The sequence below is a fragment of the Bradyrhizobium sp. LTSP857 genome (genome assembly GCF_000938285.1).
In the GTDB taxonomy this organism is placed as follows: Bacteria; Pseudomonadota; Alphaproteobacteria; order Rhizobiales; family Xanthobacteraceae; genus Bradyrhizobium.
This window is the reverse complement of sequence record NZ_JYMS01000019.1, coordinates 280,937-293,078: the sequence shown is the minus strand read 5'-3', so window position 1 is coordinate 293,078 and position 12,142 is coordinate 280,937. Positions and strand designations below refer to the sequence as shown.

The 12,142-nt window shown below is 63.4% G+C and carries 12 protein-coding genes; 5 read left to right on the top strand and 7 right to left on the bottom strand.

Annotated features, from left to right (window positions below; translation table 11 throughout):
- Positions 1 to 2 precede the first annotated feature (2 nt).
- From UP06_RS11150 to UP06_RS11140, 3 genes are all read left to right on the top strand, one after another.
- Positions 3 to 671: a thiamine phosphate synthase gene (locus tag UP06_RS11150; RefSeq protein WP_045002580.1), complete on the top strand. Its 669-nt coding sequence runs from the start codon at positions 3 to 5 to the stop codon at positions 669 to 671.
- 8 nt (positions 672 to 679) lie between these two features.
- The gene (locus UP06_RS11145; protein ID WP_045002579.1) at positions 680 to 1,768 is read left to right on the top strand and encodes a tetratricopeptide repeat protein; all 1,089 of its coding nucleotides are present in this window, start codon (positions 680 to 682) and stop codon (positions 1,766 to 1,768) included.
- Positions 1,769 to 1,850: 82 nt separating this feature from the next.
- A complete protein-coding gene (locus UP06_RS11140) occupies positions 1,851 to 2,636 on the top strand; it encodes an inositol monophosphatase family protein (protein ID WP_045002578.1) in 786 nt (261 codons plus the stop codon).
- Between the two features lie 15 nt (positions 2,637 to 2,651).
- Here the strand turns inward: UP06_RS11140 and UP06_RS11135 are convergent, their stop codons facing one another.
- The 5 genes from UP06_RS11135 to UP06_RS11115 all read right to left on the bottom strand — a co-directional run bounded on the left by UP06_RS11135 (position 2,652) and on the right by UP06_RS11115 (position 9,148).
- Positions 2,652 to 2,945 (bottom strand): site-specific integrase, encoded by a 294-nt coding sequence (locus tag UP06_RS11135; protein ID WP_045002577.1) that lies wholly within the window; start codon positions 2,943 to 2,945, stop codon positions 2,652 to 2,654.
- Positions 2,946 to 2,959: 14 nt separating this feature from the next.
- The gene (locus UP06_RS11130) at positions 2,960 to 4,030 is read right to left on the bottom strand and encodes a Y4kA family protein (protein WP_156162899.1); all 1,071 of its coding nucleotides are present in this window, start codon (positions 4,028 to 4,030) and stop codon (positions 2,960 to 2,962) included.
- A 393-nt stretch (positions 4,031 to 4,423) separates the two neighbouring features.
- The gene (locus UP06_RS11125; protein WP_045002575.1) at positions 4,424 to 4,675 is read right to left on the bottom strand and encodes a hypothetical protein; all 252 of its coding nucleotides are present in this window, start codon (positions 4,673 to 4,675) and stop codon (positions 4,424 to 4,426) included.
- 116 nt (positions 4,676 to 4,791) lie between these two features.
- Positions 4,792 to 7,947 (bottom strand): multidrug efflux RND transporter permease subunit, encoded by a 3,156-nt coding sequence (locus UP06_RS11120; protein WP_045002574.1) that lies wholly within the window; start codon positions 7,945 to 7,947, stop codon positions 4,792 to 4,794.
- 7 nt (positions 7,948 to 7,954) lie between these two features.
- Positions 7,955 to 9,148 carry an efflux RND transporter periplasmic adaptor subunit gene (locus tag UP06_RS11115; RefSeq protein WP_156162898.1) on the bottom strand — a complete coding sequence of 398 codons (1,194 nt, stop codon included), beginning with the start codon at positions 9,146 to 9,148 and terminating at the stop codon, positions 7,955 to 7,957.
- 375 nt (positions 9,149 to 9,523) lie between these two features.
- On the opposite strand from UP06_RS11115, the gene UP06_RS11110 reads away from it, so the two are divergent.
- Both UP06_RS11110 and UP06_RS11105 read left to right on the top strand, forming a co-directional pair.
- Entirely contained in the window at positions 9,524 to 9,817 is a 294-nt protein-coding gene (locus UP06_RS11110; protein ID WP_045002572.1) for a type II toxin-antitoxin system RelE/ParE family toxin, read from the top strand.
- A gap of 4 nt (positions 9,818 to 9,821) precedes the next feature.
- A complete protein-coding gene (locus tag UP06_RS11105; protein WP_045002571.1) occupies positions 9,822 to 10,163 on the top strand; it encodes an addiction module antidote protein in 342 nt (113 codons plus the stop codon).
- On the opposite strand, the gene UP06_RS11100 is transcribed toward UP06_RS11105, so the two are convergent.
- The gene (locus UP06_RS11100) at positions 10,160 to 11,197 is read right to left on the bottom strand and encodes an SAM-dependent methyltransferase (protein WP_045002570.1); all 1,038 of its coding nucleotides are present in this window, start codon (positions 11,195 to 11,197) and stop codon (positions 10,160 to 10,162) included. The genes UP06_RS11105 and UP06_RS11100 overlap by 4 nt on opposite strands.
- Positions 11,194 to 11,994 (bottom strand): DUF1295 domain-containing protein, encoded by an 801-nt coding sequence (locus tag UP06_RS11095; protein ID WP_045002569.1) that lies wholly within the window; start codon positions 11,992 to 11,994, stop codon positions 11,194 to 11,196. Before UP06_RS11095 ends, UP06_RS11100 begins: the two co-directional genes overlap by 4 nt.
- Positions 11,995 to 12,142: the final 148 nt, after the last annotated feature.

Here is a 12,142-nt window from a genome sequence, read left to right as displayed (position 1 = left end):
TCTTGTCGAACAAATCGCCTCCACCGCGCCCGGCGCCGCGCCTCTATCTCGCGACGCCGCGGGTCGATGATCCCGCCTCGCTGGTGGCCGAGTTGCCAGGCCTGCTCGCCTCCGCCGATGTCGCGGCCGTGCTGGTGCAGCTGACGGAGACCGACCAGCGCACCATGATCTCGCGCATCAAGGCCTTGGCGCCGGTGGTGCAGAATGCGGGCGCAGCCCTCCTCATCGATGGCCATCCTGAGCTCGTCGCGCGCGGCGGCGCCGACGGCGCACATCTGGCAAACATCGCGGCGCTGGAAGAGGCGATGCCATCGCTCAAGCCCGATCGCATCGCCGGCGTCGGCGGGCTTGAGACGCGGCACGAATCCATGAACGCTGGCGAGATCGGCGCCGATTACGTGCTGTTCGGCGAGCCCGATGCGAAGGGCCAGCGGCCGTCGTCGCAAGCCATCGCCGAGCGGCTGGACTGGTGGGCGGAGCTGTTCGAGCCGCCCTGCGTCGGCTTTGCCACCTCGCTCGATGAGGCCCACGACTTCGCCGCCAGCGGCGCCGATTTCGTGCTGGTCGGCGAGTTCATCTGGGCCGATCCGCGCGGGCCCAAGGCCGCGCTGGTCGAGGCCGACGCCGCGATCAAGAAGGCTCATGCGGCTCTCGCCGTGGGCCAGAGCTAGCGCCCGAGATGAAGCTTTCGCGCATCACCTGTCTGGCCGCGCTGCTCTTGACGGCGCCTGCGGCGGCGCAGCTCCAGATCACGCCGCCGGCTGCGATTCCGAGCCCGCCGACCGAAAAGCAGAAACCCAAGGAAGCGGCAAAGGAAAAACCAAAGACCGCGCCGCACACGATCACCAGGAAAAAGGAAGCCGCGCCGGCGCCAAAGCCGTCCGCCTCGCCGAGCCCGGCCGCGACCGTGATCCCCGCGCCGGCGACCGACAATTCCAACGTCGATCTGGTGTTCGGCGCCTATCAGCGTGGCCAGTACAAGACCGCGTTCGACCTCGCCACTGCGCGCGCCAAGACCGGCGATGCCAAGGCCATGACCATGCTCGGCGAGCTCTATTCCAACGCCATGGGCATAAGGCGCGACTACGCCAAGGCGGTCGAATGGTACAAGCGCGCTTCTGATGCCGGCGACCGCGAGGCGATGTTCGCGCTCGCCATGATGCGCATCGCGGGCCGCGGCGGCCCGGTCGACAAGGGCGAGGCGGTCAAGCTGATGGCCTCCTCTGCAAAACTCGGCGAGCCCAAGGCCGCCTATAATCTCGCTTTGCTCTATCTCGACGGCCAGACCCTGCCGCAGGACGTCAAGCGTTCCGCCGAGCTGCTACGCCAGGCCGCCGATGCCGGGCTTCCCGAAGCGCAATACGCGCTCGCGACCTTCTACAAGGAAGGCTCCGGCGTGCCGAAGGACGCCGACAAGGCGGTACGGCTGCTCCAGGCGGCGTCACTGGCGGACAATGTCGATGCCGAGGTCGAATATGCCATCGCGCTGTTCAACGGCACCGGCACGCCAAAGAACCAGCCGGCGGCCGTGGCGCTGCTCCGCAAGGCGTCACGCCAGGGCAGCGCGATTGCGCAGAACCGGCTCGCCTGGGTCCTGATCAACGGCATGGGCGCGACCACGGACAAGGTCGAGGGGTTCAAATGGCACCTGGTGGCCAAAACCGCTGGCAAGGGCGATCCGGAGCTGGACAAGCAGCTCGCCGATCTGCCCGCCGACGATAGGGCCAAGGCCGAGGCCGCCGCCAAGAAATGGCTCGGGACCAAATGACTTGACGTTTGGCCCCTCGCGGGGCACCCAATCCCCTCAAATGGCGCGATCGCGCCCCTTCCCCCGATCAAGACCAGAGCTCATGCTGTATTCCGCCACTATCAACGTCATGGTCAAGGCCGCGCGCCGCGCCGGCCGCAGCCTCAAGCGCGATCTCGGCGAGATCGAGCATTTGCAAGTCTCGCTGAAGGGTCCGGCGAATTTCGTCTCGCTCGCCGACAAGCGTGCCGAAGAGATTCTCTACCAGGATCTCGCCAAGGCGCGGCCCGGCTACGGCTTCATCGGCGAGGAAGGCGGCATGCGCGAGGGCGGCGACAAGAGCCACACCTGGATCGTCGATCCCCTCGACGGCACCACCAACTTCCTGCACGGCATCCCGCAATTCGCGATCTCGATCGGGCTGTCGCGCGAAGGCACGATCATCGCCGGCGTGATCTACAATCCCGCCAATGACGAGCTCTACATCGCCGAGCGCGGCAAGGGTGCCTTCCTCAACGACCAGCGCCTGCGCGTAGCCGGCCGCCGCCAGCTCAACGAATGCGTGGTGGCCTGCGGCCTACCCCATCTCGGCCGCGGCGACCACGAGGAATTCCGCCGCGAGATGACCGCGATCCAGGACCGCCTCGCAGGCCTCCGCCGCTTCGGCGCCGCCTCCCTCGACCTCGCCTTCGTCGCCGCCGGCCGCCTCGACGGCTACTGGGAGCGCAATCTGCAATCCTGGGACATCGCCGCCGGCCTGATCATGGTGCGCGAGGCGGGCGGCACGGTGAGCGACATCGACACCCCGGGCGACGCAGTGGTGACGGGTGACGTCGTGTGCGGGAATGAGTTTGTGCACGGGGAATTGGTGAAGGTGCTGCGGAAGTAGGGGTCCTGTCCTCCACTACATGCAGAAGCAAAACGGATCATTCGGATCGCAATCGCAGTTCGATAGCGAGTGAGGCGTCGCGAGCTTCTCGTGCCCGGCGAGCTCCTTGAGTTTGTCGAAATTGTTCCGGTTGACCTGAACGAATACCGCCTTCTTGGTTTTTCCGATCGCACTTTTGAAATCTTTTGCAAGTCCCGCCTTGCGGGCTGCCTTCTTGAGGCTCTCCAAGCTCTTCGCATGGATATGAACCGTCGCCGGCGCGACCGTCTTGCTCTTCTTCGCGCCCTTCTTGACTGCTTTCTTGGCCATCTATTCCTCCATCGTCACTGTTGAATAACTATTGTCGGCCTGAATATCTTCTGTTGCAGGAATTGCTCAACCGCTCTCGCAGCGCCGAGCTCCGCTCGTCCTCCGGTCGCCGTAATCAGAAAGCCCGAGAAGCCGTCGAACAAGGCAGTACGGACATTCTTGACCTCCTTGGCGCCACCCTTATCGAGGTAGAGGCCCATGGTGAGCTTATGGGTGTCCCTTCGCATGGCTGAAACACCGAGGGTCGCATCGGAGACCTGGAACGCCGGCCCGATCGGGGCGAAAACCACCTTGGGCGTCGCCGACCCTCCAATCGTGGTCTGGAATTCGAGCTGGTCGACCATCGTAGGTGGCGCGCTCGCGCTGAGGCTGATGAAATCTTTACTTCCGTCTCCGGTGAGGTTTCCGAAGAAGGCCAGCAACATAAAATCATAGACCATCTTGTGGACGCCAACTTTGCCGTAGATCGGATAGATGATGTTGGCTTCGACAATGGAGTTGGTGCAGTAGGATTCGGGAACGTTCTTGATCAGACCGTAGAAATTGTCGGTAATCGTGAACGACCGCTCATTCTGGCGGTATCGATCGAAATTTCCTTTGAGCCCCAACTGCACCTGGGTCGAGACGGGCAGCGGACGGATGAAATTGATTTCAGGATCGATATTGTTCTGCTCGTACCCGGTCAGGTCGAAATTGTAGGCAACGCCGGTGGCAAGCAGGACATCGACGACGTATCGCGCGAAGCCGGTAAGTTTTCTCGGATCAAATTTAGCGATCGAAGCTTTATCGACCTCGTACTCATCAAATGTCGTCACAGCGTATCCATAGGAATTATCATCGACCTTCTGAAATGTTCGGCCACCAGGCACCGAAATGACCTGCCGGTCCTTTGGATCCAACAGGAAATTGCGAAGAGATTCGATGACCGCCTGACGCGTCTCGCAGCGGATTTGCCTGACGATGTTGTATGTCGATATGTGAGCCGTATCGTCCGGCAACGGATGAATCGCGCATCCGCTGATAATCAAAGCGCAAAGGACAACAGCAATTGCGCGTCGGCAATTCGCGAAATCTCGCGCCAACATGACCGCCCCCTGAAATATTCCCCAGAGCGATTATGCACGGAATCAAATCCACCGAAAGTTGAATCTTTTGCGCAAACCACCCAGGAGGATCGAATTACCATCCGGGCCTTTTGTGCGGCAGCGAAGTTCGCGCGCTATGCGCTGGGCCAGCATGCAATATCTTACGCCGCTCGCGCCGGCGCGGCGGGACAGTCAGCGGCATCAAAGCCCCGGGCGACGCGCTGGTCACGGGCGACGTTGGATGCGGGAATGAATTCGTGCACGGCGAGTTGAGGATTTTGAGGAAGCAGGAGAAGCTTTCCTCACGTCGTGCCAGAACTGAATGTCGTTGCGTGAGACCAAAGGAATGGAGGCCGCAAAATCGCGGCCTCCGGTCTTATGTCGATCAGCGACCTACCACGCTACCCACTTGTGACCGCGCCAATAGCCTCGGCCCTCGTGCTCCTTGAAAGCAAACTTTTCGTGCGGTCCCGACTTCCAATTGTCCTCATGAACGACGACACCCGCTTCGTGAGGGAAGTCGTACGCTTCGTGCGTATGCCAGCAGGTGTGGCCCTGACATACGATCGCCGCCGATGCAGTAAAGGTCGACATCATCAGCACGCCGGTGCCGACAGCGGCAGCGGAAAGGATTTTCTTCAGCATTTCTGCGATTTCTCCGTGGAACCCCTAACCCCGCGTGCAAACACATTTGCCGGCGTTGGGTTCCGTCAGAGAACGTGAAGCTTTCGTAAGGATTCTTGCGTGGAGTGCGCCCGCGTTTATGGCTTCACCGGCGCTGGCGGCCCATACGCCTCGCCTTCCTTCTCCGCCGCCTTCTCCCGGTCCCCCGCCAGCACGCGCTGCACCGAGACGAAGAACACCGGCACCATCAGCAGCGCCAGAATCACCACCGCGATCATGCCGCCCATCACGACGGTGCCGAGCGATTGCTGGCTGGCGCCGCCGGCGCCGTGGGCGATCGCCATAGGCAGGACGCCGCAGATGAAGGCGAGGCCGGTCATCAGGATCGGGCGGAAGCGCAGGCGGCAGGCCTCGATGGTGGCATCCACCAGCGGCTTGCCGTCCTTGCGCAGGTCCTTTGCGAACTCGATGATCAGGATCGCGTCCTTGGCGGCCAATCCAATGATGGTGATGAGGCCGACGGTGAAATAGACGTCGTTGGGCAGGCCGCGCAACATCGCCGCAACCACCGCGCCGACGATGCCGAGCGGCACGGTCAAGAGCACCGCGAGCGGAATGGTCCAGCTCTCATAGAGCGCGGCCAGACACAGGAACACCACGAACACCGACAGTGCCAGCAGGAACGGCGCCTGCGAGCCCGACAGCTTTTCCTGGAGCGATTGGCCGGTCCATTCATAGCCGAAGCCGCGCGGCAATTTCCCCGCAAGCCGCTCCATCTCGGCGATGGCGTCGCCCGAGGTGAAGCCGGGCTTGGCCTCGCCGGAGATGCGTACCGCCGGATAATAGTTGAAGCCGGCGATCTGCGTCGGGCCGCGCGCCCATTCGATCGTGGCGAACGACGAGAACGGCACGAGCTGGCCATGGCTGTTCTTGACGTTGTAGTTGAGGATGTCCTCGGTCTTCATGCGATCGCGGCTATCGGCCTGCACCACGACGCGCTGCATGCGGCCGCGGTTCGGGAAGTCGTTGATGTAGTTCGAGCCGAGATTGGTCGAGATCGTGTTGTTGATGTCCTCGAAGGTGACGCCGAACGCACCGGCCTTCTCGCGGTCGATCACGAGATTGACCACGCCCGCCTCGGGCAGGCCCTCGACATAGACCTTCTGGAGCACCGCGCTCGCATTGGCCTCCGCGATCAGCTGGTCGGCGGCGCGCATCAGCGCCGGATAGCCCTTCTGACCACGGTCCTGGAGCCGGAACGAGAAGCCCGAGGAGTTGCCGAGATTGTCGATCGGCGGCGGCTGCAGCGCGGAGATCTTGGCGTCGCGGATCGACGACGACAAATCGCGGTTGATGTCGGCGACAACAGCAGCCGCCGACTCCTTCGGCCCGCGCTCCGACCAGTCCTTCAGCGTGATGAAGGCCTGTGCGGTGTTCATGCCCTGGCCGGAAAAGCTGAAGCCGGTGAGGAAGGTGACGTTGTCGACGCCCGGCCGCTGCGCCAGATATTTTTCGACCTTCTCGATCACGGCTTCGGTGCGGCCATAGGACGAATCCGACGGCGTCTGCACGTCTGTGGTGACGAAGCCCTGGTCGTCGACGGGCAGGAAGCCGCCGGGCAGATTGACGAACGCCCAGGACAGGCCCGCGAGCAGCGCCACATAAACCAGCATCAAGCGTCCGGTGCGCTTCAGCGAGAAACCGACCGTGCGGGAATAACCTTCCTTGCCGCCTTCGAGCATGCGGTTGAACCAGCCGAACACGCCCTTCTTGGCATGGCCGTGCCCCGCCGTGACGGGCTTGAGCAAAGTCGCGCACAGCGCCGGCGTCAGCGACAGCGCCAGGAACGCGGAGAAACCGATCGCGGCGACCATGGTCACCGAGAACTGGCGATAGATGATGCCGACCGAACCCGGGAAGAACGCCATCGGCACGAACACCGCCATCAGCACCAGGGTGATGCCGATGATGGCGCCGGTGATCTGCGACATCGCCTTGCGCGTCGCTTCCTTCGGCGGCAGGCCCTCCTCGGCCATGATGCGCTCGACGTTCTCGACCACGACGATGGCGTCGTCGACGAGGATGCCGACCGCCAGCACCATGCCGAACATCGACAGCATGTTGATGGAATAGCCGGCGAGCAGCAGCGTGGTACAGGCGCCCAACAGCGCCACCGGCACCACGATGGTCGGAATGATGGTGTAGCGGATGTTCTGCAAGAACAGGAACATCACCACGAACACCAGCACCACGGCCTCTAACAGTGTCGTCAGCACCTTCTTGATCGAGGCCTCGACCACGGGGGTGATGTTGTAGGGGATCTCGTAGCCGATATTGGCCGGGAAGAAGCGCGACAGCTCCTTCATCTTCTCCTCGACCGCGCTCGCGGTTGCGAGCGCATTGCCGGTCGGCGACATCAGCACGGAGAGACCGGCGGTCGGCTTGCCGTTCAGGCGGGTGTTGAACTGGTAGCTGAGGCCGCCAACCTCGACGCGCGCGACGTCGCGCAGCCGCACGGTCGAACCATCGGCATTGGCGCGCAGGATGATGGCGCCGAATTCATCCGGCGAGGACAACTGGCCCTTGACCAGCACGAGTGCTGAGGTGCGCTGGCTGCCCGTCGACGGCTCGGCGCCGATGCTGCCGGAGGCGACCTGCGCGTTCTGCGCAGCAATCGCCTTGTTGACGTCGTCGGCGGTGAGCCCATAGCCGACGAGCTTGGCCGGATCGACCCACACACGAAGACTGCGCTCGGTCGAATAGAGCGTGGCACGGCCGACGCCGGGAATGCGGCGGATTTCGCCGAGCACGTTGCGGATCATGAAGTCGCCCAGCCCAACCTCATCGAGGCTGCCGTCGGTCGAGTTCAGCGTGATGATCTGGAGCACCGCGCTGGAGGCTTCCTCGATCAAGATGCCCTGCTGGATCACCGCGCGCGGCAGGCGCGCTTCGACGCGCTTGATGCGGTTCTGCACCTCGACCGAAGCCGCGCTGGTGTCGGTGCCCGGCACGAAGTTAGCCGTGATCTCGACCTGGCCGAGCGAGTCGCTGGTCGATTCGAAATTGAGGATGCCGGAGGCGCCGTTGAGCTCCTCCTCGATCAACCGGGTGACGCTGTTGTAGAGGTTCTCAGGCGACGCGCCCGGATAACTCGTCGAGATCGAGATCGAGGGCGGCGCGATGATCGGATATTGCGCGACCGGCAGCAGCGGGATCGAGATCGCGCCGATCAGACAGATGAACAGCGCAACGACCCAGGCGAAGATCGGCCTGTCGATAAAGAAGCTGGCCATGGATGCGTTACCGCGTGAGCTTCTGAGCGTGACGATTGTCGGCGGTCGCATCGGCTTCCGACCAGGATTGCGGCTTGACCTTGTCGCCGGCTGCAAACTTCTGAAAACCTTCGACCACGACCTTGTCGCCCGCCTTCAGGCCCTCGGTGACAAACCAGATGCCGTCCTGCACCGAGCCGGTGCGCACCGGCTGTACTGCGATGCGGTTGTCGTCCTTGACGACGAACACCTCGCTGCCGCCGCCGCCATTACGCTGCACCGCCTGCTGCGGCACCGCGATCGCGTCGGAGTCGAGACCCTGATCGAGGCGGACGCGGACATACATGCCCGGCAATAGTTCACGCTTGGGGTTGGGAAACTCGCCACGCAGCGTCACCTGGCCGGTGTGGGCGTCGACCTTGGCCTCGGAGAACAGCAGCTTGCCGTCGAGCGAATAGACGGTGTTGTCGTCGAGCACGAGGCGCACCTTGACGGCATCGGCCTCGATGCGATCGAGGTCGCCGCTCTCGAGGGCGCGGCGGAGCTGGTTGAGCTCGGTCACCGACTGGGTGAAGTCGGCATAGATCGGATCGAGCTGCTGCACCGTGGCGAGATTGGTCTCATTCTGGACCGCGAGCGCGCCCTCGCTGACCAGGGCAGCACCGACCACGCCGTCGATCGGCGCGCGCACGGTGGCGTAGTCGAGATTGAGTTTTGCGCGAGCGAGATCAGCCTTGCGCCCCTCGACTTCGGCCCGGGCCTGTAGCTCGGTAGCGATCGTCTTTTCGTTCTCGGCTTCGGGCGCGGCACGCTGGCTGGTGAGCGTCGCGATGCGGCGCGCCTGCTGCTGGGCCTGCATCAGCGCCGCCTCGGCCTTGGCGACCGCCGCGTCGTTGGCCATCACCTCGACCTCGAACGGACGCGGATCGATGCGGTAGAGCGCATCGCCCGCCTTCACCTCGCTGCCCTGGCGGAACAGCCGCTCGACCACGATGCCGGACACGCGAGGGCGGACTTCGGCGACGCGCGTCGGCGATATCCGGCCCGGCAGCTCACGCACCACGGCGCGGGCCTGCGGCTTGACGATGACGATGCTGACATCCGGATCGGTGGACTGGGCAGCGGAGACGGCGGAGCTGGATTCGTCGCAAGCACCGAGCAGCGGCGCAAAGGCCGCGAGCATCATAGCAACGCAAACCGATCGCGCACGAAGTCCTGACATGAAATGGGGTGCCCCGAAATTGTTGAAACTGATTACACGTCGCGGCAAGCCCGTTCTGGGCAATTTTGCGCGACTGATGCCATCAAAATAGGAGGGACTTGCTGCAACGCAACGCGTTGCGCAGGCGGCTCAATGTCACACGAGGTATCAGGCTGAGTTCAGGCCGCTTTTTGGGACTCACCGGATTGTGAGTCGGGTTCCATCGCGGCGCGCTGCGACAGAACATCGCAATGCTGAGAGCGGAATGGCTTCAGGTTAAGTCGGTTGAGCCGCGCTCTCTCCACTCCCGCATGCGGACCGTGCTATCGCATACGACGTTTGATGTCCGCTCACCTAGGCTTGCCTCAATGTGAACTATGGTTTACAGTGCCATTCGTGGTCGCTGTTGTACAGACAGAAGCATTTCGGGGCTGGCTTGCCGGATTACGCGACCGCCGTGCCGTCGCGCGCATTGCAAGCCGAATCGCATTGATCGAACGCGGCTCGCTTGGCGACGTGAAGTCTTTGGGCGCGGGCCTTTCTGAATTTAGAATCGACTACGGCCCGGGATACCGTCTCTATGCGGCGCAACGCGGAACCGTGACGGTCATCCTGCTCTGTGGTGGCGACAAGCGAAAGCAACAGGCGGACATTAAGCGGGCACGGGCGATGCTTGCGGAACTGGAGTAGTGCAATGGCGCTGAAAACAACACCATTTGATGCGGCGGAATATTTGGATACGCCGGAAGCACAAGCTGAATTCATTACGGCAGCGCTGGAGACTGGCGACGCGGCATTCATCCGTGACGCTGTGAATACGATTGCGCGTGCCCGCGGCATGAGCGAGATCGCAAAGTCTACAGGGCTGAGCCGCGAAGGGCTGTACAAGGCACTCGGTGAGGCCGGAAATCCGGAGTTTTCAACAATGCTGGGGGTGTTCCGCGCACTGGGCTTAGGTCTGACCGCACGTCCCTTACCCAGAAAGCCCGGTAAGCCGCGCAGGTCAGCGAAGCCGCGAGCCCGCAAGGCTGCTTAGGCTCGACACTCCGCCGCCTTCATCCGGTAGTGGCTCACCCCCCACTCCGTTCCGTCGGCATAGCCGAACAGGCCCGCGGTCGCGAGGAAGAACCAGCGCCAGCGGCGCATCCACAATGCGGTGTCCTCGCCATAGACATTGCGCAAGCTCGCCTCGATCGTGTCGCGATGTGCGTCGAAATTGGCGAGCCAGTCATTGGCGGTGCGCTGATAATGCGTGCCGCTCCAGCGCCATTCCTTCTCGATCGCGAAGATGTCGTCGTATTGCCGGACCAGATGATGGCTCGGCATCACGCCGCCGGTGAAGAAGTGCTGCGCGATCCAGTCCTCGCGGTTGGCGCGGTCGAACGCGTAGGAGCCGGCGCGATGGGTGAAGATGTGCATGAAGACGCGCCCCTCCGGCGCGAGCCATGCGCGCACGCGCGACATCAGCTTGCGCCAGTTCATCATGTGCTCGAACATCTCGACCGAGACGATGCGGTCGAACTGGCCCTCGGGCGCGAACACGTTCATGTCGGCGGTGACGACGCGCAAATTGAGCAGGCCGCGCAGCCGCGCCTCCTCCTCGATATAGGCGCGCTGCGACTGCGAGTTCGACACGGCCGTGATCTTCGCATGCGGGAATTGCCGCGCCATCCACAGCGACAGCGAGCCCCAGCCGCAGCCGAGCTCGAGGATGGTCTGGCCGTCGGCGAGAGCGGCATGCTCGGCGGTCTGGCGCAGCGCCTCCTCTTCCGCCTCCTGCAGGGTGCTCGCATCGGTCTTGTAGAAGCAGGACGAATATTTGCGGTTGGGACCGAGCACTTGCGCGAAGAAGTTTTGCGGCACTTCGTAGTGCTGGGTGTTGGCTGCATCGGTGTGCTCGGCAATTGGCCGCAGCATCATCCGCCCCGCAAAGGCGGCATCGTCGGCCGCGTCGTGCGCGGCGAGGCGGGTCGCGGTGCGCGAGCACAGCCGCTGGATCGCGGCGCGGATCACGATATCCGGCAGCGGCACGCGTTCGGCAGTCCCGATGATCGTGGAGACGACGCTCATGCGGCCATTCCCTCTCTGGGTGGCAGGGGAAAGAACATGCTGGTTCGGGATTGATAGGCGCGGTAGCGCTCGCCGCGCGAGGTCAGCATCTGCGCTTCCAGAGGCGGGATGCCGGTGACGTGGACCAGGATCCAGTACATGAAGATTGGCGCGAGCAGGCTGGCCCAGCCCCACGGATATCCGCTCGCGAGGCCGATCACGGGATAGGCGAGCCAGCCCAGCCATTCGAAAAAGTAGTTCGGATGGCGCGACCAGCGCCACAGCCCAACATCGCACACCCGGCCCTTGTTGGCGGCGTCATGCCGGAAGCGGCGCAACTGCGCATCCGCCAGCGCCTCGCCCGCGATTCCGATCAGCAGGATCACCGCACCGAGGACGTCCTGAACGCGCAAGGCCGGCTCGGGGACGTGCGCGGCGACGAAGATCGCAAACACCAGCGGCACAGAGCCCAAGGCCTGGTTTTGCAGGAAGATGAACATCCGCCGCGGCGCGTTGAGGCCCCACTCGGCGGCAAAGCGGGGGTCGTCGGTGATCCCCTTGGTGCGGATCGCGATATGCGTCCCCAGCCGGATCGACCACAGCGCGATGAGGCCAGCGACCAGCCATTGCCGCGCATTGGGGCCCTCGCCCGCCAGCGGCCAGAGGGCCGCGCCTGCGCCCGTCAGCCCCACCGCAAAGGTCCAGATGGTATCGACCCAGCCGGAATTGCCGGTGTGCTGCTGCACACCCCAGGCGAGCGCCATCAGGATCGCGAGCGAGAGCGCGATTGCCGCCAGCCCCCCAAGAAACATCGCCATGCAAAAAATCCGAGCTAAGTCTGTGGAATGCCGAAGTTTTGCAAAATACGTGGATATCAAAGCGCGGTTTCAGGATTGGGTTCCCGATCGGGCCCTGAAATCGGCACATCCGGCGCTTTTTTTGGGCTGGCGCTGTGCCATAGTGCCG

Coding starts and splice junctions, on each gene's coding strand:
- UP06_RS11145 (WP_045002579.1), top strand. CDS start 680: ATGAAGCTTTCGCGCATCACCTGTCTGGCCGCGCTGCTCTTGACGGCG.
- UP06_RS11140 (WP_045002578.1), top strand. CDS start 1,851: ATGCTGTATTCCGCCACTATCAACGTCATGGTCAAGGCCGCGCGCCGC.
- UP06_RS11135 (WP_045002577.1), bottom strand. CDS start 2,945: ATGGCCAAGAAAGCAGTCAAGAAGGGCGCGAAGAAGAGCAAGACGGTC.
- UP06_RS11130 (WP_156162899.1), bottom strand. CDS start 4,030: ATGTTGGCGCGAGATTTCGCGAATTGCCGACGCGCAATTGCTGTTGTC.
- UP06_RS11125 (WP_045002575.1), bottom strand. CDS start 4,675: ATGCTGAAGAAAATCCTTTCCGCTGCCGCTGTCGGCACCGGCGTGCTG.
- UP06_RS11120 (WP_045002574.1), bottom strand. CDS start 7,947: ATGGCCAGCTTCTTTATCGACAGGCCGATCTTCGCCTGGGTCGTTGCG.
- UP06_RS11115 (WP_156162898.1), bottom strand. CDS start 9,148: ATGTCAGGACTTCGTGCGCGATCGGTTTGCGTTGCTATGATGCTCGCG.
- UP06_RS11105 (WP_045002571.1), top strand. CDS start 9,822: ATGGCGCTGAAAACAACACCATTTGATGCGGCGGAATATTTGGATACG.
- UP06_RS11100 (WP_045002570.1), bottom strand. CDS start 11,197: ATGAGCGTCGTCTCCACGATCATCGGGACTGCCGAACGCGTGCCGCTG.
- UP06_RS11095 (WP_045002569.1), bottom strand. CDS start 11,994: ATGGCGATGTTTCTTGGGGGGCTGGCGGCAATCGCGCTCTCGCTCGCG.